This is a genomic window from Paenibacillus sp. GL_099_B (assembly GCF_057835695.1).
Map to the genome: position 1 here is coordinate 1,030,332 of NZ_CM174430.1, position 25,047 is coordinate 1,055,378.

Genomic DNA, 25,047 nt, shown 5'->3' on the forward strand with positions numbered 1-25,047 from the left:
TAAGAGTTAATGAACATTTGTTTGTTAACTTATTGTAAACGAATACATGGAGGATGATACAATATGAGACTTCAAGATAAAGTAGCTGTAGTAACAGGTGCGGGTTCCGGCATGGGCAAAGCGATTGCAACACTGTACGCGCAAGAAGGGGCTAAGGTGGTTGTATCGGATATCAATGAAGCTTCAGCGCAGGCGGTTGCTGAGGATATCAAGGCAAAAGGTGGAGAAGCGACGTTTGTGGTTGCCAATGTGGCGAAGGAAGAGGATATTCAGAACCTGATCGATACGACGGTTAACACCTATGGAACAGTGGACATTCTGGTCAATAATGCAGGCATTATGGACAGTATGGAACCAGCTGGTGACATTGTGGATGACAAGTGGGAGCGGATCTTTGCAATCAACACAACAAGTGTCATGCGTGCTACCCGCAAAGTGCTGCCAATCTTCCTGGAAAAACAAAAAGGCGTTATCGTCAACATCGCTTCAGCAGGCGGATTGCATGGTGCACGTGCAGGCGCGGCTTATACGGCTTCCAAACATGCAGTTGTGGGATTCACCAAAAATACAGGCTTCATGTATGCTCAGCAAGGTATTCGCTGTAACGCAATTGCTCCGGGTGGAGTTGAAACCAATATTGCTTCCACAATGACAAACATTAACCACTTCGGTGCCAGCAGACAACAGCTGGGAATGGCGATCAATCCGCGTGCAGGTAAAAGTGAAGAAATTGCACAGGTAGCGCTGTTCCTTGGTTCGGATGAATCCAGCTTCGTGAACGGAACAGTCGTAACGGCAGATGCAGGATGGAGCTCTTACTAATCCGTCGTTCATAACTGAAATATGCAAAGAAGCTCATACCAGTGTATGGGCTTCTTTTGCATGTTCACAACAGGCGATAATGTGGGACATTAGTTGAGTAGGACAAACGTTTGCACAAACATGTCTACGCATTCCCGGATAACGTAAACAGGGACGAATCCCGAACAATCAAGCGGTGCGGAATAATAACCGGATTCTGAGGCAGGTGTTCACCATTTAGAATTTTTAACAATACCTGAACCGCAGTATAACCTAGCTGATAAGTTCCGATATCAATGGAACTTAGCGGCGGTGAAGCAAGTTCCGATAAGGCAATATTGTTAAAGCTTACAACACTTATATCTTCAGGGACGTTATATCCCAGTTCAGCCAGAGCGCGAAGCACGCCAAAGGCAACATTGTCGTCGATGACAACGAGGGCGGTTGGCCTGTCGGGTATCGACATGAACAGGGACATCGCCCGGAAGCCGCTTTCCTGCAGGAATTCTCCTTCCACGATCCAGTCATTGTTAGCATCAAGACCCGCTTCTTCAAGCGCATTTTTGTATCCTCGCATGCGATCATGAGATAACGTCAAATCTGGTGGTCCGCTGACAAATCCGATTCGTTTATGCCCTTGGGCAATCAGATGTGTGGTTGCATCGAATGCTGTCTGTACATTGTTATTGTCCACCATTGGTGCATCGGGATGCGTTTCGCTACGGCCAATCAGCACAAAAGGAAACTTTTCCGCCTCCAAAAACGAAATAATCGGATCTTCCCTTTTGGAGCCAAGCAGCAAGATACCATCCACGCGTCGCCCATGTACCAGGCGGGATATGGCATTCAATTCATCGCTGGAAGACGTTTCGGTGGAGAGAAGAAGTTCATAATTCATGCGGGTGGCATACGTAATGATTCCCCGAAGCAATTCTCCGAAAAAGTAGTTCTGAAACAGCTCTTCAGCAGGTCGGGGTAGCATGATACCCAGGGTTTGAGTCGTTTTGGAAACAAGGCTTTTGGCCATCATATTTGGATGATAATTCATTTCTTTCATGATTTGCTTCACTTTGAGTGACGTTTCCGAACTGATTCTGGGATGGTTGGAAATAACCCGTGAGACCGTAGAAGGGGATACACCCGCCAATTTGGCAATATCTTTGATTGTAATCATGTGAAAAATCCCTTCTGTACAAGCATTTCAACATGTCTCCTATGTTAATTCAAAGACTTCGATAAATCAATTGCTAACTGCATCATGGTGAAGATGGGAAAGCAAAACAAAGGAAGACGGCGGGAGATCAAGCAAATCGGAAATTACAGGAACATAAGCCATAAAAGTGAAGGAAAATGGACGAAAATGACTTGTGCAAACGTTTGTGCAAATAAAGTTCACTATTGTATGATGTGATTGTTATTATAGCGCTTACATGACTTGAGTCAACATACTTCCTAGAAAATTCATCCCGATTACATAAGGATTGTACCCATCTGAGGTTAATATGAGCAAACGTTTGTATTGCGTTCAAACGGATACAAGCCGAACTTCGGAATACAGGAACAGTACACAGAAAAACGGGTGAAAAGCGCGAGTACAGCATCGATCATGACTACGAAAAGGGGGAAATTCAATGAGAAAATGGCAGCAAGCAGCACTTGCAGGATTCATGGTACTCACACTTACCGCGTGTTCAAGCGGAGGTGGAGGGGCTGCGCCAACCACAACAGACAGCGGTGAGACTGGAGAAACCACAGTGACCGCGGAAAATATTCAGCCAGAAGAGGGCGCAAGCCTTGTCATATGGGAGGATAAAAATCAGCGAAGCTTTATCGAGGAGCGGGCGAAGAAATTTGAAGAAGAGTACGGCGTTTCTGTAAAAATCGAGGAATTGCCGCCGACCGATCAAGTGACCAAGCTCACTACGGACGGACCTGCGGGATTGGCTGCGGATGTGGTCGTTTTCCCACATGACAAGATTGGCAGCGCTTCAGAAGCCGGACTGATTTTGCCGAACGATATTTTTGAGCAACAGACTACACAATCCACTAGTGACAATGCGGTTAAAGCCGTAACCTTCAAAGACATCTTATACGGCTATCCCTACAGCGTAGAAACCTATGCGTTGTTCTACAACAAAAAGCTTTATCCCGAAGCACCGAAATCATTTGATGACATTATCAGCTTTGCCAAAACCTTTAATGACACCAAAAACAACAAGTACACTCTGATGTGGGAGTTACAGCAGTTCTATTATAACTTTGCTTATCTGGCTTCCCAGGGCGGATATATCTTTGGTGATGAAGGCATGAACAGCGAGGATATTGGCCTCAACAATGAGGGAGCCATCAAGGGCGGTCAGTTCTTGCAAACGCTGAAATCGGAAGTACTGCCTGTGAAGATGGGCGATGTGAACTATGACATCAAGAAAGGTCTCTTCTCAAGCGGGAAACTGGCCATGGATATTAACGGACCTTGGTCCATCGCCGATTATCGCAATGCGGGCATTGACTTCGGTGTTGCGCCACTCCCGGCGATTGAAGGCAAACCGATGACCTCCTTCTCTGGAGTCAAGGCATATTACGTCAATGCATTTACAACCTATCCGAATGCTGCCAAGTTATTTGCAGCTTATCTCTCCAGTGCCGATTCCCAGATGGTCAACTTTGAGATGAACGGAACTCTCCCAGCCAATAAAGACGTGGCGGCAGATCCGAAGATTCAAGGGGATGAAATCACGAAGGCATTCCTTGAGCAATTCAACAACTCCACCCCAATGCCTTCGCTTCCTGCCATGGATAGCGTATGGGGTCCCATCAGCGCGGCAATTACCGACATATGGGATGGAGGCAAGGATGTCAAAACCTCTCTGGATAACGCAGTCAAACAAGTCAAGGAGAGCCTTGCAACTGTCCAATAAAAAAGAAAGAGCAGGTGCAGAGGAAGTCAACATATCCTCTGCACTCTGCTATAACTGATCGGTAACTTCGCTTGCCGGGAAGGAGTAGGAATGAATGAAACAACAGCATGTTCCAGTCACTGTTAAACCGAATCGAGAAAGACAGCATCGCATGACAGCGGCTGTGTTGTCCCTTGTCCTGCAAGGACTTGGACAGTTGTATAACCGTCAATGGATCAAGGGAATCTGTTTTCTGATCTTAGAGGGAGTGGGACTCGCATATCTGATTCCCCGTTTGAATCAGGCCGTATGGGGAGTATGGACGCTGGGCGAGCAGACGCAGCGTTTCGTCAAAGTCAATGGATCAACGGTGCTTCAACAGGGCGACCACTCCATCTTTTTGCTGCTCAATGGAATTATAGTGCTTTTGGTATTTTTCGTTTTTCTTCTTCTGTATATCTTCAATATCCGGGATGCGTACATCACGGGAAAATTAAGAGAGGAAGGAAAGCAGGCCACCGGAGCTTCTGCTTCCCTGAGATATCTGCTCGATAAACAATTCCCGTATCTTTTCTTATCCATCCCTGCACTCGGCATCCTGTTTTTCACGATTATGCCGATTTTGTTTACGATTACCTTGGCCTTCACCAATTACTCGGCACCGGATCATATTCCGCCCGCCAAGCTGGTGGACTGGGTTGGTTTCAAGACATTCACGGATCTGATCCAGCTTAAATCGTGGAGCCATACCTTTTTTGGGGTATTAACGTGGACGGTGATCTGGGCCATTCTGGCAACGGTCACCACGTATTTCGGAGGGGTGCTGGTTGCACTTCTCATCGAGCAGAAGGGTATTCGCTTCAAAAAGGTGTGGCGGACGATATTCATTCTTCCTTATGCCATTCCACAGATTATCTCACTGCTCCTAATGCGTAACCTGTTCAACGGACAGTTTGGTCCCATTAATACGTATATGAAGGCTTTTGGCCTTGAGGGATTGCCATGGTTAACCGATCCATTCTGGGCAAAAGTTACAGTCGTCATTGTCAACATGTGGATTGGAATCCCGGTCAGCATGGTGCTCATACTGGGCGTGCTGACGGCGATTCCACGGGATTTGTATGAAGCGGCTGAGGTAGACGGTGCGTCCGGCTTTCAGAAGTTCCGCATCATTACGCTTCCCTTTATCATGTTCGCTACGACACCGGTGCTTATTATGCAATTTGCCGGGAATTTCAACAACTTCAATGTCATCTTCCTGCTGACGAACGGTAATCCACTACGTGGTGATTATCAGTATGCGGGATCAACCGATCTTCTCGTGACCTGGTTGTACAAACTGACGTTGGATAACAACAAGTTCAATATGGCTTCGGCGGTCGGCATCATTATTTTCCTGATTATTGCGTCGTTCTCCATCTGGAATTTCCGTCGTTCCAAATCGTTCAAGGAGGAGGACATGATTCAATGAAAAAGCGCAATAATCCCATGCGTCTGACGATCAGTTATGTGCTGCTGGTCATCATTGCCATCGTATCGGTGTATCCCGTCTTGTGGATATTTCTCTCGTCACTGCGTCCAGGTGCGGCCCTGTTCAGTGAACGTCTGTGGCCTGAAGCGTTCACGCTGGCCCATTATGGGGAACTGTTTAACAACCCGTCGTTCATGTATGGAACGTGGTATCTGAACACGTTGAAGATCGCCTTTTTCACCATGATTTTCTCAACGCTTATGGTCACTTTGGGCATGTATGCCTTATCCCGGTTCCGGTTTCGCGGTCGCAAGACCATTCTATCCACCATGCTGATCCTGGGGATGTTCCCCAGCTTCATGAGCATGATTGCCATTTATATTATTTTGCTTCAGATCAAATTGTTGGACACCCATGCCGCGTTGATTCTGGTCTATTCTTCTGGGGCCGTACTGGGTGGATTTATTGTTAAAGGGTTCTTTGATACCATCCCGCGCAGTTTGGATGAAGCAGCACGAATTGACGGTGCCAGTCATCTGCGTGTGTTCACCAGTATCATTTTGCCGTTGTCCCGGCCGATGCTGACCTATGTAGCCTTAACCAGCTTCACTGGTGCGTGGATGGATTTTATCTTTGCCCGGCTGGTACTTCGAACAAAAGAAAACTGGACACTTGCAGTTGGCATGTGGGATCTAGTTAGCCGTTATCAGGACAGTAACTTTACGATGTTTGCTGCCGGGGCGGTACTGATCGCCATTCCAATTACATTGTTGTTTGTATTCCTGCAACGCTTCCTGGTGCAGGGGCTGACCTCTGGCGCCTCCAAAGGATAAAAGGATAAGTGGATAAACACCCAAATCGCATAGACAGCCTGTAGAACATATTCAGGCCACCAATCAGGCGCTTCTGAGAGGTTCCATTCATCGCTGGAACTACTCCGGAAGCGCCTGCCTGCTGTCTGAGATCCGAATGACAAGAGGAGGAAAAGATCGATGGGAACGCTACAGTCCCCAGAACCAGAATTGGGACCGAACGGGGCTCTTGCTGCTGCGGAGAGTCAGAAAATGGCTAACAGAGCGCTGTGGCGCAATGTTGCTTATCGCAGAATTTTGTGTGGCTACGGCATCTCCGTATTTGGTGATTGTTTCAACGGCATTGCCATCAGTCTGTGGGTGTTGCAGACCACGGGAAGTGCGAAGAGCATGGCAGCTGTACAAGTATGTAATATGGTCGTCAGTTTTTTGTTTGGATCATTCGCGGGCACGTTTGCCGACAGGCTGGATCGCAGAACATTGATGCTGTCGTCGGATTTGTTTCGTGGGGCTATAGCGTTTATCATCGCGGTGAGTCTGTTTGTGCTGCACGCTCCTTTTGCAATCGTACTGCTCATGCTTTCCCTTTCGATGTTTTCCAGCCTGTTTCAGGCGCCTGCATTTCATGCTTCGGTAACCAGTCTGGTGGGGAGGGAGCATCTGCAACAAGCTACAGGAACCATTCATCTGGTCGATAATATTGCCCGGATCAGCGGATTGGCCGCAGCGGGGATTGCGGTTTCTGCATTTGGAGGATTTACGGCTATTATGATTACGGGTGTGACCTTTTTGCTGTCTGCGATATGTGTGATGTTGGCCGGGCGTTTTCCGGATGTACAACGCTCTTCCATGCATAGAGGATCATTCGTAAAGGAGTGGGGCGGTTCATTTTCCTACATCTTTGCACATCCTCTGATTCGTTCAATCGTTATTCTTAATCCGCTGCTGATTCTCTTCTTCATGTCAGCCATCATGCTTGTTCAAGTCATGGCCGTCAAAGTATGGCAGGCGAATCCTGTCCAGTTCGGACTGATCGAGACATGTATTCCACTGGGGTACATGCTGGGTTCCGGGATTCTGATCGCCTCAGGCAATCGGCTGAAACGAAGAGGACGATGGGTGTTTATCGGTCTACTGGTTCTTGGTCCATTGTATATGCTGTTATCCAATGTTTCTTCTCCTTTGGTGGCCTTGCCGCTGATCATTGCCGGGGGAGCCATGTTTGCATGCTGTACGATGTTAACCCAGATCATGATGCGTGCAGAGGTTCCCGATGAGCTGCAGGGGAGAATCTACGGAGTGCTCGGAACCATAACAAGTACAGCACCGATCCTGGGATTAACGGTGGTTTCCGTTTTGGCTGATCAGTGGGGTGCCCAAACCGTGCTGGAGAGCCTGGGAGCATTGCTGTTGGTGGTAGGAATTATTGCGGCAGCAGGATTAAAATCCATTCGTACCTATCGATAGTAAATGCATGCCATAGATAAGGACGAGCCTAATCAAAGAACCCGGAAGCAGGCGCTTGTCGCGTCTGACTCCGGGTTGAATGATAGGACGGTGAAGAAATTAAGGTTGCCAGTCCACTGTAACGGTCGCGGTTCCACTGGTTGGTGTGGTGAAGGTATGATTGTTGCCATTTTCCCACGTAATCGTAGAGCCGTTCTTTTTGAAAAACTTGAATTCCAGATTGGTTCCGGCAGGCACGCTGACGTCATAATACCAGGTTGGATAAGAATAGATGACCTGATTGAAGACCGGACCAATGGCGAGAGGGCCTGTAGACCAGTTCCCCAGCTCCGCAACATTGCCTGTCACATAGAGATTCTGACCGAGTGTAGTAGAAGCATTGTTGATGACAAAGCGGACGGAAACCTGGTTGCCACTAAGAATCGTGAAATTGTTATAGGTATTGCTGTTGACTCCGCTCGCTGCGACTTTAACTGCATAGTTGCCGGCGGCAACAGCAGGGATGGTCACTTTGATCTGAGTATCTTCCCATGATGTAATGGCTGAACCGGTAACAGCGGTTGTACCGAAATAGACAGTGCCTTTGGTAGTACCGAATCCACGGCCATCAATGGTAACGGTATTACCCGCTTTGCCCATTGTAGGACCCACATGCCCGATGGTTGGTGTGGTGGTATTGGCTGTATACTGCCAGACCGCTGTAGCTCCTGCTGCCAAAGTGAAGTTAGCGACGTTACCTCCTGTAGAGGTAATGTTATTGCCGTTTAGCGCACCTGCAAGTACATCGTTGTAGGTTCCTGAAGGGAGCGATGTAGTAAGGCCACTGATGGAAGTGGAAGTCGAAAGATTGCGGTTAACCGCTACGACGGCCACATTGTTGCCGAATTTACGTTCATACACATACACATCGTTGTTAATCCAGCGCTGCTGGGTTGTTCCATAGGCGATGGCTGGATTGGTTTTGCGCAATGGAGCCAGCTTGCTAATGACGTTAAAAGCAGTTGTTGTTTTGGAGAACGAAGGCATTTTGGCACGGTTATCTGGGTCACCGTTACCTGTCAAATACTGCTCAGTGCCATAATAGATGGCTGGTACGCCCCGCGAGGTAAGTGTAAATGCAAGAGCTTGTTCCAAGCGACGGTTGTTAACGGCACTTGTTTTGAAGCGATCCATGTCATGGTTATCAATAAAAGTCACTTGGTCATTCACCTGGGCATAATCAGCGGCAGTGCTGGTGATCATGGAATCCAGGGCAACCATCGTGGATGTGTTATCACGGAACACGTTACGTACTTCATTGTTGAAACGGAAGTCGAGCAGACTCATGCCGGATTGGTTGGCGAAGTTGGTGTTGTCCGCATCAGATGCGGATGAACCCAGGAACCATTCACCAAACGTGAATACCGGTTTGTAGCCATAGATGGAGGACATCCAGTTCTTTTGCCATCCCATCGGCATATGCTTCACCGCATCCACCCGGATTCCGTCAATACCCATATCCAGCCAGAGCTTGATCGCATCCTTGAAGTAGGTGTCAATGGTGCTGTTATTGTGGTTTAGGTCAGCGAGATCATAGAGATTTTTGTAAATACCGTTCTCCAGCGTGGAGAAGTCAGAGCCGCCATTGTGGTGGAAGTATTTGTTCGTATCATTGGTGTAGCCACCAAGCAGAGTTCCGTTATTGTATAACTTTCCATTCTCTGCGAACGAGGTGTCGGTTTCCATGGCAGGAGAGGTATGGTTAGGAGCAAAATCAATGATGACTTTAATGCCTTTGGCATGTGCCGAATTGATCAGGTTCTGGAAATCGGTCATCGTACCGAAAGCAGGATTGGTCTTCTTGAAGTCACGTGCCCAATAGCCGTGATAAGCCGTATTGTTGACACCGGAATAGTTAATCAGTGAGTAAATGTTCTCCACAGGCTGGGAAATCCAGAGTGCCGTAATGCCGAGATCGGAAAAATAGTTGTCATTAATCTTGTTGATCAGTCCTTGCCAGTCGCCCCCGCAATAGAGCTTCAGGTTAGAACAGGAGGCGTCATAGGCCGCCCCAGTAGGGTTGTTGGAGGGATTTCCGTCCAGAAAACGGTCGGTAAATACTTGATAAATAACATCGGTGCTGAAGTTCTGCTTGTTGGTTACAGCCGTATCAGCATCTGCGAATACGGAGGCCGCCGGGAATATTGGTAGTGCACTTCCGGCCAGCAAGCTGAAGCTCAGCGTGGTACTGAGGATGATTCGCTTGGTCCATTTGAACATGGTAATCCACCCTTCGTTTATTAGATGTGTATTCTCTTTCTTGATTAGAAAAGCGCTTTCAAGATAGACGTTGACTAGTTATTCTTAACGTTATCCCCCCTTTATGAATGCCAACAACCCCGGCACCTCCTGCTGGAGTTACCGGGGTTGTCCTAAACCGATTGGGTTTAAAAGCATGGCCCTCTAGTTATAATCACAACGTTATGATAATTAAATAATGGTTTGGTTGTCAATAACTTTTTCTTAAGCATTTTTTTTCTATTTCCATATTTACAAATCAGGCTCAACAGATTTAAACTATTCGCAGACCCACCAATATAAGGGCTATGCATTTTAGAACATTTCGGTGTTTTAAAACAACCCCGTCTCTTCAGAGACGGGGTTGTTTGTCGATGTAGCCGAGGGAAGAACGAAGCAGGACTAACAAGAAAATCCCGGTAGTGTAAAAGGGAAATCTATAGGAGAGGCGGTTGATGGATCAGTGAACACTCATTCTGTTATCGAATGTGTGGAAGGTTTCAAGGCATCCAGGCTGGACAACACGAGAAAGATTTTTGTCTATTTGCCACCAGGCTATAAGGAGCATGTGGATCATCGCTATCCGGTGTTATACATGCATGCGGGTCAGAGGGCCTTCGGCTCTTCGACTGCGGGAAATGAAACGTGGCACGTAGATCAGGCGGTAGACCAACTGATTGATCAAGGCTTGATGGATGGACTGATCATCGTCGGAATTGCTCATGTTCGTCCAGTTACACACAATGAATTCTATCATTTCATTGCGCCTGCAAGAGAAGCAGTGAGTGTGGGCTGCTCAGGCCTGGATTATGAACACTTTATTATTCATGAACTGAAACCGTTCATTGACGAGCATTACCGCACTCTTCCAGACAAGGACAATACGGGACTGCTTGGTTCTTCCGCAGCGGCACTCAGCACCTTTCATATGGGAACACGTCATCCTGATATTTTTGGCAAACTAATCATGCTCTCTCCCTTCTTCGTGGATGCGCAGCTGGACGAAACGTCGGAGAGCAGGCTGCAGGAGGAGAACATGTACCGCATGCCTGCGGGCAGTGCTCCGATTCAAATGTGGATGGATATTGGGGACGCAGAAGGATTGTTTCTGCCTTCCCAGGTAAGGAATGTAGTCCATCAGATGCTCGCACTGGGATACAAGCCTGGCAAGGACATCGCATTTCTGGAACAGCCGGATGCAGGTCATCAGGAAGCGGATTGGGGAGAGCGGGTTCACCTTCCGCTACTGTACGTGTTTGGCCGAATCGGCAATCCAGTCTCTCTGGAGCTGACGGGAAGGGACGTTATTGGATTGAAGGGCGGCATGAGCGGGCACATCAATGCGCTGCTTCATTACGACAGCGGGTTCACCATGAGTGTGCTTGAAGGGCAATATAGGTCCGATCAACCCGATGTTCTTGAGGTACAACCCAATGGGGAACTTGTTCCTGTCAAGGTAGGTAATGCAGTGGTTACCCTGACGGTGGGAGAGTTGTCAGCATCACGGATGTACACGGTTGTGGAAGAATTATCGGGTCATGTGACAGTCTGCATGAGTGCAGAGGTACCGTTTCAGGAAATGTATGATGACTCGATCTACGGAGGCATGGGCATGAAGCTTCTGCACACCGGAGGTGGTCATTATGAGGGCTGCTTTGAGGTTCCACGTGACAGCGGATTTCGGTTCAGGTTCACGCGAGGCTTCCGGCAGTTTGAAACCGATGGAGATGGCAAGGCACTTCCCAATCGGGTATTTCGTGCCCATGATAACCTGTCTCTTCATTACAAAATTCAGTCTTGGGGCAGCATGGCTGCCAAAGCCGGGAACAGGAGGTAGCCATGATCAGTCAACCATTTCAACCAACGATGGATATTCCGTATTATTATCCCTGCAATTTTCCTTTGATTCACGAAATCCTTCAGCGTCAGGGCTCGATAAGCAGTCTGGGCCTGTTGGCTTCCAGCCGCTTGTATAGTCTGCCTTCCTGTTCGGATCGTGGCCTGATCAAGCCTTACTTTCATAAGCTGGATTATGAGGAGCCGATGTGGGAAGTGTTTGGAGAACGGGAGTTTGACAGCTTCGAACAAGGAAAGGCATATATTCGGGAGCGGCTTGAAAATGTGGGGCTTATGGTCGTTACAGGCACAAGTTATTGCTTGCCTTATGGGGAGGATTATCGAAATCCCGAGTATATTCATAAACTCGTTAAACAAGGCTCGCGCCTGCATCTGGTCGATCATTGGCTGGCTGTGTACGGGATGGATGAGGAGCAGTTCCATGTCTATGACCCCGTTCCCTCCAAATACATGGGAGCTGTATCGTCTATTGATTTCCAGGAGTTCTGGAAAGGAAACAAAAATATCTCCGAGCTCGAAATAGCCCGTCGCAAAGAAACATTACGAACATATGGCACGATGGAGATCCGTGCTGTGGAAACACTCGACTCCACAGGCTATCGGAACATGTTGCGCTCTGCGCTGGCGACACAGGCCCATGAATTCATCGCGGGCAGAACGATTTGGGAGGGCAATCGAAGCTATTATTTTGGACAGGCTGTAACATCACAATTGTTACAAAGACTGCACCCGGATGCCGAGGTGGATCGGGAACAGGAGAAAGCCATCTCCGCGTTCCTGTTCGACATGCGCTGGAGCCGCTACTTTTTCCGCGATTTGCTGGAAGAGGCCGCCCAATGGCTCGATTCTCCCCATGATCAATATGTTGCGGAATTCGGTGCAATGATAGCCCGGTGGGAACATGCGCATAAGCTGCTGCAGATCGCTAGAATGAAACGAAGCCCTGAATGGCGTGAGCAGTTAACGGATATTATCGAACAATTGGCGGCGGACGAATTACGCTGGTACGAAGCGCTAATGACGACACATCAGCATGCTGATCGCTTCAGACAGACCTCATCGACTGCGGAGAATCCCGCGCCCTCACATCGGGAAGTCATTGAGCGGATTGTGCTGGATAGCTGCGATGAGCTTAATCGGTACCATAACGCGCCAATTCCTCTAGAACATGGCTTGCAGGCGCCCCTATATGGAAGTCGGGGAAGACTGGACTCCCTTGAACTTGTAACTTTACTTGCGGTTGTCGAGCAAAGTGTTGAAGATGCATTCGGTGTAGGGATAACCCTCGCGGAAATGGCCGCTGCTTCCATGCCCGAAAGTCCTTACCGAACGGTGGAATCACTGGTTGAATATCTGGAAGCGCAATTGAAACATTGCCCAAAGGATGATGAGGGATGAATATCACTTTTCTCCTGGAACGGTTTGCTGCGTATGACCATCGTCCTGCGTTGATATGGAAGGACGAGCAGTATAGTTATAACTGGTTATTGGATCAGGTTCACACCTTTAGCGAGTGGATTTCCAGAGAAGGGCTCGAAGAGGCGATTGTTGTGCTTGAAGAGGATTATTCTCCTTATGCAGCAGCGGCATTGATCGCTCTTCTGGAACGGAATTGTATTGTGGTTCCGTTGGATCGACACTTGGTTGAGGCCAAACGGAATGAGTATACAGCGCTCGCTCAGGCAGAATGGCGCATGAGTGTTGGGGAAGGGGAAGCTATAGCCAGACATTGCTCCGTGCAAGGCAGTCGGTCCCCGATTTTGGCAAGGCTGGGTCAGGAAAAGAAAGCAGGTCTGGTGATCTTCTCATCCGGATCGACAGGGCGAAGCAAAGCTGCTGTTCACAGCGCAGATCGTCTGTTGGACGGGTTCAGGCGGCAAGTCCGGCCGCTTTGTACCATTCCGTTCATGATGTTTGACCATATTGGCGGCTTAAACACGATGCTGCAATCCCTGTCCAGCGGCGGCTGTTTATGCGTCATACCGGATCGCTCCCCCCTGGAAGTATGCAAAATCATTGAAAAGTACCGTGTTCAGGCATTGCCAGTCTCACCAACGTTCATGAATTTGCTGCTCCTTAGCGGAGTCTATCAGGAGTTCGATCTATCCAGTCTCGAAGTGGTCTCCTATGGATCAGAGGTTATGCCGGAGGCGCTGCTTACCGCATGGAATAGACAGTTCCCGAATGTACGCACGGTGCAGGCTTATGGCATGTCGGAGCTTGGAATTCTGCTGACACGCTCCAAAGATTCCGGTTCATTGCTATTTACGGTTCGTGATGGAGAAGTCCGTTATCGGATTGTGGACGGGTTGCTGGAGATCCAAACGAAAACGGCCATGATCGGGTATCTGAACGCTCCGTCTCCGTTCACGGAGGATGGCTGGCTCCAGACCGGAGATGAAGCGGAGATGGAGGATGGTTACATTCGCATTTTGGGTCGCCGCTCCGAGATCATTAATGTAGGCGGACGTAAGGTTTATCCTGCGGAAGTGGAAAGCATTTTGGAGCAAATGGAAGCCATTGAAACGGCTGTGGTGAGCGGGGAACCGAGTGGAATTATGGGGCAGATGGTGAAGGCCACGATCAGACTTACAGGTGAGCAGCCTCTTACGGAACTGCGCAGACAAATCTGGAACTTTTGCCGAGACAAGCTGCCCCAGTACAAAATTCCGCAAAAGATTGTGATTACCCAGGAGACATTAACAAGTACAAGAATGAAGAAAATAAGGAATCCCGGTCCAATCTCCTCCGTTCGGGATGAGGTTGCGGCAAGCCTGGAGGAAGATTCGGGAGGGACACAATACTGAATGAACGAGTGAATAAAGTGACTCATGAATGCCAATGTAGAAGGGACATCATGAGTTGTAATTGGAGAGGGGAACCGATGGATGCATTATGCATCTACGGTTCCCCTTTTGTTGAATAGATTCGAAGAGATAACTACGAGAGATGAACCTTACACATTTAATGTGAAATATCCTTATACGATGTACCAAGAATCGCATCGGAGGAAGGGTTTAGAATGAAGCAAGATGTTATGCTTTCACGTGTGATTTGACATCCAACTGCAACAGGGAGAAACCGTACGCTTCCAAGTCCAGCTTCAGCTTGTTCTGCTGAGTTTCCCGAGTTGTGGCTGAGAATACATTACGCCAAGTTCCTTGGTGTAGTGGTAACTCCATACTGCGGGGTTCTTCGCTTGCATTCAGGACAAGGACGAATTGTTCCCCGGTATCCTGATCCTTGCGTCCGATGGCAATGCACGGGTCTCCGGCTTCCGCGTAAATCATCGTGATGTCCGCACTGCGCAATGCAGCGTGTTGTTTGCGCAGGGCAATGGCTTGGGTGAAGAAATCGAGCAGATCCTTGTTCTGCTTCTGTTCGTCCCACTCCATACATTTGCGACAACCTGGATCATAGCCACCATCCAGCCCTACCTCGTCACCATAGTAAATACAAGGAGCACCTGGATACGTAAGCAGCAGAATGACGGCCAGCTTCATTTTGCGTACATCCCCTTCACAAAGGGTGAGGAGTCTTGGCGTGTCATGACTGCCGAGCAGGTTGAAAGCCGCTTCGGTTACAGGCTGTGAATAAGCAGCAAGCAGTTTGCCAATCTCGTTAGCGAATCCGAGGCCGTCCAGCTTGCCAAGCACAGCGTAATCCATGACTGAATTCGTGAACGGGTAGTTCATGACTGCATCAAACTGGTCCCCCTGCAGCCACATGATGGAATCATGCCAGATTTCGCCGAGAAGATAGGCATCCGGGTTAAGTGATTTGACCGTTTGCCGGAATTCACGCCAGAATTGATGGTCTACTTCATTGGCTACATCCAGCCTCCAACCGTCGATACCCATATCCTGAATCCAGTAGCGGGCCACCTCCAGCAAATATTCCTTAACCTCGGGATGCTCCGTGTTCAGTTTGGGCATAAGGGGTTCAAAGGCAAAAGTATCATACGTGGGAATACCGTCCTCGATACGTGCTGGCCATTCTCTGACATGGAACCAATCCGCATAACGGGAAGCAGCCCCTTTTTCAAGTACATCCGCGAATGGAAGGAACTCTCTGCCTGAGTGGTTAAACACTGCGTCCAGAACAACCCGTATGCCACGTTCATGGCATGCATCCACGAGTTCCTTCAATTTCTCATTGGTACCAAAGTGCGGATCGACCCTCATATAGTCTGCGGTATTGTACTTATGGTTGGTTGTGGCCTGGAACACCGGGCAGAAATAAATCGCGTTAATGCCAAGTGCACTTAGATGGTCGAGGTGGTCCAGAACTCCTTGTAAATCACCTCCGAAAAAATTGACAGGAGTCGGTTCACCACCCCAGGGCTCAGCATTCTTCGGACTGATCGACGGATCACCATTGGCAAAACGTTCAGGGAAGATCTGATAGAACACAGCATCCTTAACCCAAGCTGGCGGTTCGAAGATATCTGCCGGATTCATAAATGGAAAATCGAAAAATTCCAACGGGTGATCAGGTAGAGCCTGCTCGAATCCCCGTTCCGTCATCCAGACCGATTCCTCTGCCTCGATCAGTTGGAAGCCGTAGCGTAATCTGCGGTAGGGTGGTTGCGCTTCCACTTCCCAATAATCGAACAGGGCATCACGGGCAAAGATTCGCATCGGAAGGTGGAGGACCGTGCGATCCCACGCATATTTATCCCCGATGATGGCGATAACGGCATCCAGGTCGCCCCGCTTGGAACGGAGTCTCAGGTGCATGGTCGAACGGTCATATACGTAGGACCAATTCATTTTGGGACGATGATAAATAGCTTCAAGTAACATAGCATTCACTCCTTATCTGGGATGAATCATGCGGCTATAAACGCAAAAAAGGCACAACCCCAATGTTTACGAGGTTGTACCTTTCGGCAGCATAGCCTTTTGATTATAGTGCTATTATACGAACTAAATCGGAAAAAGAAAACACTTTTTTTTCCTGTAAAGGTGAGTTGAATTCACCGTTTAAATTTGGGTACTATTATTTAAAAATCATACCCAAGCTTATTGGCATAAGCAGAGATTTCTTTATGATATTTCTCGATACTTTTCTTGCCGGTATCAATTTTGGCGTTGGCTTGTTTCAGGACAGCGCTGTTTACCGTTGTTTTGGAGACCGCTTTTTTAGCGAGTTGGAATCCTTCCAGCTGTGTATAGCTACCTTTGATCAAGCTGGCATGGATTTTTTGCAACTCTGTATTTTGCGGTTTAATCAGCTTCAGCTTGGATACATATTTGGTGTAGTTAGGAATCGCTGTGTTGGTCAATTTCAGGAAAACGGACTTGCGATTGGAGGATGTAATGTAAAATCCACCGCCCAAAGCGTTGAATGCTTTCTCCTCATATACGGATGCGCTATCTAGTTGATCCAGGTAGTTCAAGAAATCCGCTTCGTCGGCTGTAAGTTCCGGCTCTTCTTCTGTTGGGTCAACCTCGGAGTATCCGTCTTCCGAATATGTAGTGGTTGAGTCATCCGCAGCAGCGGCATAGGACCCTGCAGGTGCAAATACCCCGCCAAGCAAAACAAAACTCATAATGATGGATAGTACCCATGATTTCTTCACGTTCTAATTTCCCCTATCTATATATGTGATATTATTCCAATGGATAATCTAACATAGCGCGACAAGAAATTACAGGAATCGATTGACAGAGATGGAATCTATGAATAGCGATAAAAGGATATAATAACGTTGTGAATCAACAAAAAGGGAGGAAATCTTGATGACTATTGAACGTTTTCATATTCATGTCTCCGATGAGATTCTGGACGATCTGCAATATCGGCTGAATCACATCCGTTGGCCTGATCAATTGGTAGACTCCGGCTGGGAGCGAGGAACAGATATCAGTTATTTAAAATCACTCGTTTCCTATTGGAGAGATCATTATGACTGGCGCGCGCAAGAGTCCAGATTGAATCAATTTTCCCAGTTTCATTGCCAGTTGGATGGGGTGGATGTGCACTTCGTACATGAGCGTGGTAAAGGGCCTAACCCTCTGCCGATTATTCTTACCCATGGATGGCCCGATAGCTATCTTCGTTATCAAAAGATTATTCCTCTCCTGACTGATCCCGCGAGTCACGGAGGTAATCCGGAGGACTCTTTTGATGTCATTGTGCCTTCACTGCCTGGATTTGGGTTCTCTAGTCGCCCTGACCAACCTGGCGTCAACAATTCTCGTGTCTCCCAGATGTGGGCCAAACTAATGACCAAAGAATTAGGCTACAACAAATTCGCTGCTGCAGGTGGAGATATTGGCTCTGGCGTTACACGTTATCTGGCATCGAATAATCCTGAACTTTTAGTTGGAATCCACTTAACGGATATTGGTATCATAAGAGATCTCTTATCTTCCCAGGATGAGGCAGAACGCTCGGAGGAAGAACGAGAGTACAAGAAGAATGCTTCAACATGGATTTCACAAGAGGGGGGTTATATGTCCATTCAATCAACCAAACCTCAGACACTTGCGTATGGACTTTCCGATTCGCCAGTAGGTTTGGCCGCTTGGATCATTGAGAAATTTCGTGCATGGAGCGGCTGTAAAGGTGACCTCAATCAAATATTTAGCAAAGATGAGTTGCTGACTCATATTATGATCTATTGGGTTACGAACACCATAGGATCATCCACACGTATGTACTACGAAAATTCGCATTCCTTGCCACCATTGGGCCGTATAGAAGTCCCGACAGGCATTGCCATATTTCCTGCGGATATCGTGCTGCCGCCCAAGTCTTGGACGATGCAAAACCTGAACGTAACGCGTTGGACCTCCATGCCTAGTGGAGGGCATTTTACGGCTTTGGAAGAACCGGAGTTGCTGGCTGATGATATTCGGGCATTCTACAGACCTATTCGAGCAATGAATAATTAATGTAGTTATATATGGTAGAATTCGTAAGGTCCCGACTTAGATATCTATAGCGGGACCTTTTTTTTCTTGAATCTGCTCAAAAAGTGACGTACAGAGGCGGTCAGATGGTATAATCGGGTGAAGTGTTATTGTCTCACCAAGTTATTTTCGAAAAGGTTTTCGGTAAGTGGTCTATTTTTGTTTGTAACCGCAATCATAATACACACAGAAAGTGAGAGCTGAGATGAATCAGAAAAAGCTTTTTACGGATGGATGGCAATTTGCGAAAAGTAAGCTGGAGGTTACGGAGCCTGCGGGGTTAACGTTTGAACCGGTTGAGCTTCCCCATGATTGGCTGATCTATAATACGCTTGAACTGTATGAGGACAGCATCGGATGGTACCGCAAGACATTCCCATATACGAAGGATGAGCAGCAGCTTCTGCTTTGCTTTGACGGGGTGTACATGGATTCTTCCGTATATGTGAACGGTCAGCTTGTGGGGGAATGGAAGTACGGCTATTCGGCTTTTGAGCATGAGATCACGAGTGCTTTGGTGGAAGGTGACAATGAAATTATAGTCAAAGTCGTGCATCAGAGTCCCAACAGCAGATGGTATTCCGGGGCTGGAATTTACCGCAATGTGTGGCTCAAAACGAGAGATCGGAATCACATCGTCACAGACGGTACCTATGTATCAATTCAGCAGCAGCCAGAAGGTTGGCAGGTTGAAGTGGACACGGAGCTGAATGTCGATCAGAACGCACAACTTGTGCAGACAATTTGGTATCAAGGTAAGGAGATCGTATCCAGCAAAGCGACAATTATTGCTACAGCGGGTAAAGACGCTGGACATGGAGAGTTACAGTCCGACAGCCAACAGCTGACGGTGGATCATCCGAAGTTATGGAGCCCGGATGAACCGAATCTGTATGATCTGGTAACAGAACTACAAGTAGCTACAGGTGAGCAGGGCTATCAGACGATCGAGTCCGTCACACAGCGGATTGGCTTCAGAGATATCAAGCTGGATGCAAGCGAAGGCTTCCACCTGAATGGGGTCAAGATGAAGCTGAACGGCGTGTGTGAACACCATGATCTTGGGGCGCTTGGGGCTGCTTTTAACCTGACGGCGATGCGCAGAAGATTTGTGCTGTTGAAAGAAATGGGCGTCAATGCAATCCGGACTGCTCATAACATGCCTGCCAAAGAGTTCATGGAACTTGCGGATGAGATGGGTATGCTGATCGTTTCGGAAGCGTTCGATATGTGGGAGAGAGCCAAAACTCCTTACGACTATGCGAGATTTTTCCCGGAATGGGCACATACCGATGTGAAGAGCTGGGTGAAGCGTGATCGTAACCATGCTAGTCTGATCATGTGGAGTATCGGTAACGAAATTTATGATACCCATGCAGATGAGCGGGGGCAGGAAGTGACTCGCATGCTGATGGAGTATGTACTAGAATTCGATCCAAAAGGGAATGCAGGCGTGACGATCGGTTCCAACTATATGCCGTGGGAAAACGCGCAAAAATGCGCCGATATCGTGAAGCTCGCAGGGTATAACTACGCGGAAAAATACTACGACAAACATCACGAAGAACATCCGGACTGGATTATCTATGGTAGTGAAACGTCGTCTGTGGTGCAGAGCCGTGGGATCTATCACTTCCCGTTTGAGCAATCCATACTGGCAGATGATGATGAGCAGTGTTCGGCACTTGGGAACAGTACGACAAGTTGGGGCGCGAAGTCGGCAGAATATTGCATTTTGGCAGAACGAGATACGCCGTATTCCTTGGGGCAGTTCCTGTGGACGGGATTCGATTATATTGGAGAACCAACACCGTATCATACGAAGAATTCGTATTTTGGACAGCTGGATACAGCAACGTTCCCGAAAGATTCCTACTATATCTACCAAGCAGCCTGGACGGATTACAAGAAAAGTCCGATGGTTCACCTGTTCCCTTACTGGGATTTCAGTCCTGGTCAGCTCATCGATGTACGCGTGTGCAGTAATGCGCCGAAGATTGAATTGCAGCTGAATGGTAAGACAATCGGCACGTATGATATCGACCATGCAACGGGAACGCAGCTAGCAGGCTGGTGGAAAGTGCCATATGAAGAAGGCGAGCTCAAAGCCATCGCTTATGATGAAAACGGCAACGTTATTGCAACGGATGTGCAAAGATCCTATGCCGATGCGAAGCAGCTTCGTCTGCAAGCCGATCGGGAGCAGCTGCAAGCGGATGGTACAGATCTTATTTTCGTGGAAATTCAAGTGGAAGATGAAGCAGGCAATCCCGTGCAAAATGCAAACAACCGTGTGCAGGTTCAGGTGACAGGTGCAGGCCGTCTGTTGGGTCTGGATAACGGGGACAGCACGGACTATGATCCATACAAAGGACTGAGCAGAAGGCTATTCAGCGGCAAACTGATGGCAATCATCGGGGCAACGAACGAATCGGGAACGGTGAAGATCGAGGTGACTTCCGAAGGATTGGAAAGTGCAGCTGCAGAGTTCGAATCGCTAGCTGTTGAAGGCACAGGAGATCGTACCTTCAGTGATTCCGGGGCCGCTGCAAGTCAGGAACAAACTCTACTCATGAGTAATACGGAACGTCCGGTGTTGACGGGACGCGCGCAGGAGATTCCTTTACGGAAAATCGAGATTATCAGCGAAGGTGGACAGCTGTTCGACGCATCGAAACAGCAGATGACGGTGAGCGCCAAGCTGTATCCGGAGAATACATCCTATCGCGATATCGAGTGGGCGGTTGTGAACGATGCGGGGATCGAATCCAACATTGCCAAGGTCGAAGCCAATGGTCTGGAAGTCAACGTATCCGCTCTGGGCGATGGAGAATTCCGTCTTCGTGCGACGAGCAGTAATGGTACAGATAAAACGAAACTGATCTCTCAACTGGAGTTCAAAGCAACAGGTCTGGGCACGGCTTACAAAGATCCATACGGCTTTATTACAGGCGGACTGTACGATTACACCAAAGGGGATGTTGGTAACGGTAATGAACGTGGGGTAGCGACAAGCCGGGACGGGGAGACACATGTGGGCTTCCGCAATATCGACTTCGGGCCGTACGGCTCCGATACCATTACGATTCCAATCTTTGCGTTGTCCAGTGAAGAGTACTTCATTCAGATCTGGGAAGGTATGCCGGATGAAGAGGGAAGTACACTGCTGGCAGATGTGGTGTATGACAAAGAATCCAGATGGAATGTGTATCAGGAAGAGACGTATCAACTGTCCAAGCGGCTGAGCGGGATTACGTCGATCTGTTTTGTACTGAAGCAAAAGATTCATATCAAAGGCTTCTCGTTCGAGCGCCAAAGTCGGGCATTTGAACAGAATACGGCTGCATCATGCGATCATCTCTACGGGGATACGTTCAAGATCGAGGGCGATCATGTTGAGGGGATCGGGAACAATGTGTCGCTGGAGTTTGAAAATATGGACTTCACGGCAGAAGGTACATCGAAGCTTGTGATTTATGGCCGTTCGCCGATTGATAAAAACACGATTCATATCCGCTTTGCAGGTGAGGACGGACAGAGCAATCAGCTGGTCGAATTCACACAATCCGAAGGATATGAGGAGCGGGTGTTTGAGCTTGAGCAAGTTAAAGGTGTGCAGAAGGTGACCTTTATCTTCCTGCCGGGTAGTCAGTTTGACTTTGGCTGGTTCCGGTTCGAGAAGTAGGACGCCAGATATAGTAGTTCAGGGATAGAGATATCAATCCTCTTCAAGTAAACGGTGTTCTTTAAGAACAGGACGTTTACCTGAAGGGGATTTTTTGGTATGTTAAGCGATTCGTTTAGCTTCCTGAATCTTTCTTATCAGCATCGTCAATGGTCAGCATAGCTTTCTCTGAATCCCAGGACACGTTCAATCCCAAACCACGCAATACCTCAAAAGGCACTGTAGTTGCTCCCGAGTAGTTATTTATGGGTTCAGGTAGCTGCATGACTCGCTCCCCAGATGCATCTGCGGAAGTTATAACATACTGTGTTTCGTTAGGTCGGATTGTGATTGTCCGATTGTCATAATTCAACGTATAGTGGTTCAGGCTACCTTCCACCTGATGAATCTCAAATTTTGCTCCAAGTGCTGTGGCGATGGCTTTGATTGGCAGTTGCACGGTCTTAGGCGTTTCAACAGCGGCATACATCGACTGGAACAGCTCACCGTTCAGATATACATCTGTACCAATTTTGGCTTGAACGGGTTTGTAGACCATTCCTCCAGATGACGTTGCAGGTGCACCCGCTTCCTCGTATTTATCACTTCCCCAGCCCCAGACGGTTCCATCCGAGGATAAGGCAAGACTGTGGTAATATCCTGCTGAAATATCGGTAATCCCGGATAGATGGTTTACTTTTCCTTCTTTGCCGTTCACGCTCCTTCCGTAGCTATACACCTCACCGGATGTCGTGAGTAATAACATATATTGCGAATTTCCATCCATCTTTTTCACCTTGAAGTCGTAATGAAAGGCGAATGCTTTCCCTGTCTCGTCCAAACCCCAGACTTTCCCGTTCTTATCCAGTGCAAGCAGGGATGTATCTGAACTTGTGATCGATGATATGTTGGTCAGGCCTTTTATCTTGGTAGGTTTGGACAGGACTTTACCGGGTTCGTCGGGCTCGTTCCATGTCCATACGGACCCATCTTTCTTCAGAGCATATCCATGCAGACCTGCGGTTCCAACCTGGATGATATCTTTCAGTCCACTGATCGCATGCGGTTTACGTAAGTGATCAGAATCGCTTCCTTGAGCCGCCGGGTGCTGCCATGACCAGACTGTCCCGTTCTGGAGAAGAGCGACGGTGAAAGTACCAGTCACCACATCCTTCGCAGAGTGGATGCTTTCGACTTTGCTGGGTAGTTTACCAGCGCCCCACTCCCAGACGGTTCCATCCGCCTGAACGGCTGCGTTGATCCCACCGCCGGCGGCTGAAATGGATATTACATTCGATAGTTCAGGTATGCGGATTGGACTAAACGTATGGCGATATCGAACCTTTTCGCTCACTCCGATCTCTCCCCACAGATTGCGGCCCCAGGTCCAGACCGAACCATCACTTCTCAAGGCGACTGTGTAATAATAAGCTCCCTCTACAGCGGTATAGTGAAGTTTCTTCTCTGTGTTAGTTGCAATCGATCGAACAGTAGTGTTATTGCCGGAATGCTGTACGTTAGTGGCTGCGTAAGTAGTTGGCTCAGCTGTCAGCTCCAACAACAGGCTTGACGCAACTAATGCTGCAGCCATTGCAATGGCGAATCGTCGGGACGAATTACTTTTACTATTAGGTCTATGATTCAAACGTGAAGTGGGACGTCGTTTTTCTTTTGCTATGTCATCAGATGGGTTAACCGAACGCATGGGTATCGCCTCTTTTTCGGATGAGATGGACGTAAATAATGCATTGCTATATAAACACTTTATGGTGGGTTGAAGTTACATACAAATGATAAAAATTCCTTTATATTGAAAGTCGGTGCTGAGTGTGTTTAAGCTATTTCTAACAGCACATAGGTAACATGTACGGAGAATTTAGCGTCTTAATTCATGAGGTGATTGGATGAAAAGAGTACTGCTCACACTTTCGTTAGCGTTAATGATGTTAACAGCCTGTGAGGCAAATGATCCAACAGTGGATTCTCCAGTGGTTTTGAATTCATTTCCGGAAATTATTGAGCCACATAAGCCTGAGCAAGCGGAGCAAAGTGGGGATGTCGTTGTGCTTCTCGAAGGCATGCGGAACAAGGGTAAGTGGAATACTTTTGTGAAGAATGTGAAGAACAAACAACAGGATCAGGTTCGTGTAACGATGTATACCATTGAAAGTGGGGCCATCATTTTTGAATTGATATACGATGGCAAATCCATTCAATCGACTTATGATAACTCTAGGGATGCCTATGGCTCCAAACAGGGAAAGACGACCAACACCTGCAAAGGAATCGGTACGATGAAGAGTGAGCAGGGACGTGTTTTTTACGTGTTAACCGGGTGTGAGAAGGAAGGGAGTACTTTTTCGATTCCCATGCTATGAGAGTGATATCTAACCGTAAATATTTGAGATATGTAATTATTCATGCTGTAAAGCAAAAAGATCCTGCGAAGCCGAGGCTTTTCAGGATCTTTTTAGCTGCCATATGGGAGTAAGAGCCGATGGTTTATGCATACAAAGCATTGGATAGTTCGATCAGATTACCATCAGGATCACGTATATACACCGAACAGATTGGCCCCAGTGCACCTGTCCGCTTTATCGGCCCTTCTTCGATTTTGATGTTCTGGTGTGTTAAATGCGCAATGACTTCCTCCAGCGGTGTGCTGACCAGAAAACAAAGATCTGCTGAACTATATAGTATTATTTCGTTTATTATACCTGAAAGCTCAGTATGGGAAGTGTTACGATAAGATACGAGAAGAGTTCACTTATAGGCGATCATGTATCAACTATTCTTCAGTGCAAGTTCATATGGGATAGAGGCAATCGGTTCAGGCAACGCCGAGTCATCTGACATTTTAACGGAAAAGTAGAGTATAAAG

General features: G+C 47.8%; 16 protein-coding genes. 11 read left to right on the forward strand and 5 right to left on the reverse strand.

Annotated features, from left to right (window positions below; all coding sequences use genetic code 11):
- Positions 1–63 precede the first annotated feature (63 nt).
- Positions 64–822: an SDR family oxidoreductase gene (locus AC3ITG_RS04785; protein WP_024628948.1), complete on the forward strand. Its 759-nt coding sequence runs from the start codon at positions 64–66 to the stop codon at positions 820–822.
- A 124-nt stretch (positions 823–946) separates the two neighbouring features.
- On the opposite strand, the gene AC3ITG_RS04790 is transcribed toward AC3ITG_RS04785, so the two are convergent.
- Positions 947–1,975, reverse strand: a complete 1,029-nt coding sequence (locus AC3ITG_RS04790; RefSeq protein WP_413375529.1) for a LacI family DNA-binding transcriptional regulator — start codon at positions 1,973–1,975, stop codon at positions 947–949.
- Between the two features lie 457 nt (positions 1,976–2,432).
- On the opposite strand from AC3ITG_RS04790, the gene AC3ITG_RS04795 reads away from it, so the two are divergent.
- The 4 genes from AC3ITG_RS04795 (at position 2,433) to AC3ITG_RS04810 (ending at position 7,448) form a co-directional block, all read left to right on the forward strand.
- Positions 2,433–3,719, forward strand: coding sequence for a sugar ABC transporter substrate-binding protein (locus AC3ITG_RS04795; protein WP_413375531.1), 1,287 nt, complete (start codon positions 2,433–2,435; stop codon positions 3,717–3,719).
- A 94-nt stretch (positions 3,720–3,813) separates the two neighbouring features.
- Positions 3,814–5,169 (forward strand): carbohydrate ABC transporter permease, encoded by a 1,356-nt coding sequence (locus tag AC3ITG_RS04800; protein ID WP_413375533.1) that lies wholly within the window; start codon positions 3,814–3,816, stop codon positions 5,167–5,169.
- Entirely contained in the window at positions 5,166–6,002 is an 837-nt protein-coding gene (locus AC3ITG_RS04805; RefSeq protein WP_024628944.1) for a sugar ABC transporter permease, read from the forward strand. Before AC3ITG_RS04800 ends, AC3ITG_RS04805 begins: the two co-directional genes overlap by 4 nt.
- Positions 6,003–6,161: 159 nt before the next feature.
- Positions 6,162–7,448 (forward strand): MFS transporter, encoded by a 1,287-nt coding sequence (locus AC3ITG_RS04810; protein ID WP_413375535.1) that lies wholly within the window; start codon positions 6,162–6,164, stop codon positions 7,446–7,448.
- Positions 7,449–7,547: 99 nt separating this feature from the next.
- Here AC3ITG_RS04810 and AC3ITG_RS04815 read toward each other — a convergent pair whose 3' ends face one another.
- Positions 7,548–9,707, reverse strand: coding sequence for an alpha-amylase family glycosyl hydrolase (locus AC3ITG_RS04815; protein ID WP_489252973.1), 2,160 nt, complete (start codon positions 9,705–9,707; stop codon positions 7,548–7,550).
- 481 nt (positions 9,708–10,188) lie between these two features.
- Between AC3ITG_RS04815 and AC3ITG_RS04820 the strand changes: the two genes are divergently transcribed.
- The 3 genes from AC3ITG_RS04820 to AC3ITG_RS04830 are packed head-to-tail and all read left to right on the forward strand — an operon-like array spanning position 10,189 to position 14,389.
- Positions 10,189–11,562, forward strand: coding sequence for an alpha/beta hydrolase (locus tag AC3ITG_RS04820; RefSeq protein WP_489252974.1), 1,374 nt, complete (start codon positions 10,189–10,191; stop codon positions 11,560–11,562).
- 2 nt (positions 11,563–11,564) lie between these two features.
- On the forward strand, positions 11,565–12,980 hold the full coding sequence (locus AC3ITG_RS04825) for a hypothetical protein (RefSeq protein ID WP_489252975.1): 1,416 nt from the start codon (positions 11,565–11,567) through the stop codon (positions 12,978–12,980).
- The gene (locus tag AC3ITG_RS04830) at positions 12,977–14,389 is read left to right on the forward strand and encodes an ANL family adenylate-forming protein (RefSeq protein ID WP_489252976.1); all 1,413 of its coding nucleotides are present in this window, start codon (positions 12,977–12,979) and stop codon (positions 14,387–14,389) included. Before AC3ITG_RS04825 ends, AC3ITG_RS04830 begins: the two co-directional genes overlap by 4 nt.
- Before the next feature lie 228 nt (positions 14,390–14,617).
- Here AC3ITG_RS04830 and AC3ITG_RS04835 read toward each other — a convergent pair whose 3' ends face one another.
- Positions 14,618–16,387, reverse strand: a complete 1,770-nt coding sequence (locus AC3ITG_RS04835; RefSeq protein ID WP_489252977.1) for an alpha-glycosidase — start codon at positions 16,385–16,387, stop codon at positions 14,618–14,620.
- 200 nt (positions 16,388–16,587) lie between these two features.
- Positions 16,588–17,166, reverse strand: a complete 579-nt coding sequence (locus AC3ITG_RS04840) for a hypothetical protein (RefSeq protein WP_489252978.1) — start codon at positions 17,164–17,166, stop codon at positions 16,588–16,590.
- A gap of 160 nt (positions 17,167–17,326) precedes the next feature.
- On the opposite strand from AC3ITG_RS04840, the gene AC3ITG_RS04845 reads away from it, so the two are divergent.
- Both AC3ITG_RS04845 and AC3ITG_RS04850 read left to right on the forward strand, forming a co-directional pair.
- The gene (locus AC3ITG_RS04845) at positions 17,327–18,484 is read left to right on the forward strand and encodes an epoxide hydrolase family protein (RefSeq protein WP_489252979.1); all 1,158 of its coding nucleotides are present in this window, start codon (positions 17,327–17,329) and stop codon (positions 18,482–18,484) included.
- 223 nt (positions 18,485–18,707) lie between these two features.
- The gene (locus AC3ITG_RS04850) at positions 18,708–22,187 is read left to right on the forward strand and encodes a glycoside hydrolase family 2 TIM barrel-domain containing protein (RefSeq protein WP_489252980.1); all 3,480 of its coding nucleotides are present in this window, start codon (positions 18,708–18,710) and stop codon (positions 22,185–22,187) included.
- Between the two features lie 115 nt (positions 22,188–22,302).
- Here AC3ITG_RS04850 and AC3ITG_RS04855 read toward each other — a convergent pair whose 3' ends face one another.
- Positions 22,303–23,871 carry a stalk domain-containing protein gene (locus tag AC3ITG_RS04855; protein WP_489252981.1) on the reverse strand — a complete coding sequence of 523 codons (1,569 nt, stop codon included), beginning with the start codon at positions 23,869–23,871 and terminating at the stop codon, positions 22,303–22,305.
- Positions 23,872–24,070: 199 nt separating this feature from the next.
- Between AC3ITG_RS04855 and AC3ITG_RS04860 the strand changes: the two genes are divergently transcribed.
- Positions 24,071–24,544 carry a DUF4362 domain-containing protein gene (locus tag AC3ITG_RS04860; RefSeq protein ID WP_489252982.1) on the forward strand — a complete coding sequence of 158 codons (474 nt, stop codon included), beginning with the start codon at positions 24,071–24,073 and terminating at the stop codon, positions 24,542–24,544.
- The last annotated feature ends 503 nt before the right edge of the window (positions 24,545–25,047 follow it).

Coding starts and splice junctions, on each gene's coding strand:
- AC3ITG_RS04860 (WP_489252982.1), top strand. CDS start 24,071: ATGAAAAGAGTACTGCTCACACTTTCGTTAGCGTTAATGATGTTAACA.
- AC3ITG_RS04850 (WP_489252980.1), top strand. CDS start 18,708: ATGAATCAGAAAAAGCTTTTTACGGATGGATGGCAATTTGCGAAAAGT.
- AC3ITG_RS04790 (WP_413375529.1), bottom strand. CDS start 1,975: ATGATTACAATCAAAGATATTGCCAAATTGGCGGGTGTATCCCCTTCT.
- AC3ITG_RS04845 (WP_489252979.1), top strand. CDS start 17,327: ATGACTATTGAACGTTTTCATATTCATGTCTCCGATGAGATTCTGGAC.
- AC3ITG_RS04835 (WP_489252977.1), bottom strand. CDS start 16,387: ATGTTACTTGAAGCTATTTATCATCGTCCCAAAATGAATTGGTCCTAC.
- AC3ITG_RS04815 (WP_489252973.1), bottom strand. CDS start 9,707: ATGTTCAAATGGACCAAGCGAATCATCCTCAGTACCACGCTGAGCTTC.
- AC3ITG_RS04825 (WP_489252975.1), top strand. CDS start 11,565: ATGATCAGTCAACCATTTCAACCAACGATGGATATTCCGTATTATTAT.
- AC3ITG_RS04810 (WP_413375535.1), top strand. CDS start 6,162: ATGGGAACGCTACAGTCCCCAGAACCAGAATTGGGACCGAACGGGGCT.
- AC3ITG_RS04805 (WP_024628944.1), top strand. CDS start 5,166: ATGAAAAAGCGCAATAATCCCATGCGTCTGACGATCAGTTATGTGCTG.
- AC3ITG_RS04800 (WP_413375533.1), top strand. CDS start 3,814: ATGAAACAACAGCATGTTCCAGTCACTGTTAAACCGAATCGAGAAAGA.
- AC3ITG_RS04855 (WP_489252981.1), bottom strand. CDS start 23,871: ATGCGTTCGGTTAACCCATCTGATGACATAGCAAAAGAAAAACGACGT.
- AC3ITG_RS04795 (WP_413375531.1), top strand. CDS start 2,433: ATGAGAAAATGGCAGCAAGCAGCACTTGCAGGATTCATGGTACTCACA.
- AC3ITG_RS04785 (WP_024628948.1), top strand. CDS start 64: ATGAGACTTCAAGATAAAGTAGCTGTAGTAACAGGTGCGGGTTCCGGC.
- AC3ITG_RS04830 (WP_489252976.1), top strand. CDS start 12,977: ATGAATATCACTTTTCTCCTGGAACGGTTTGCTGCGTATGACCATCGT.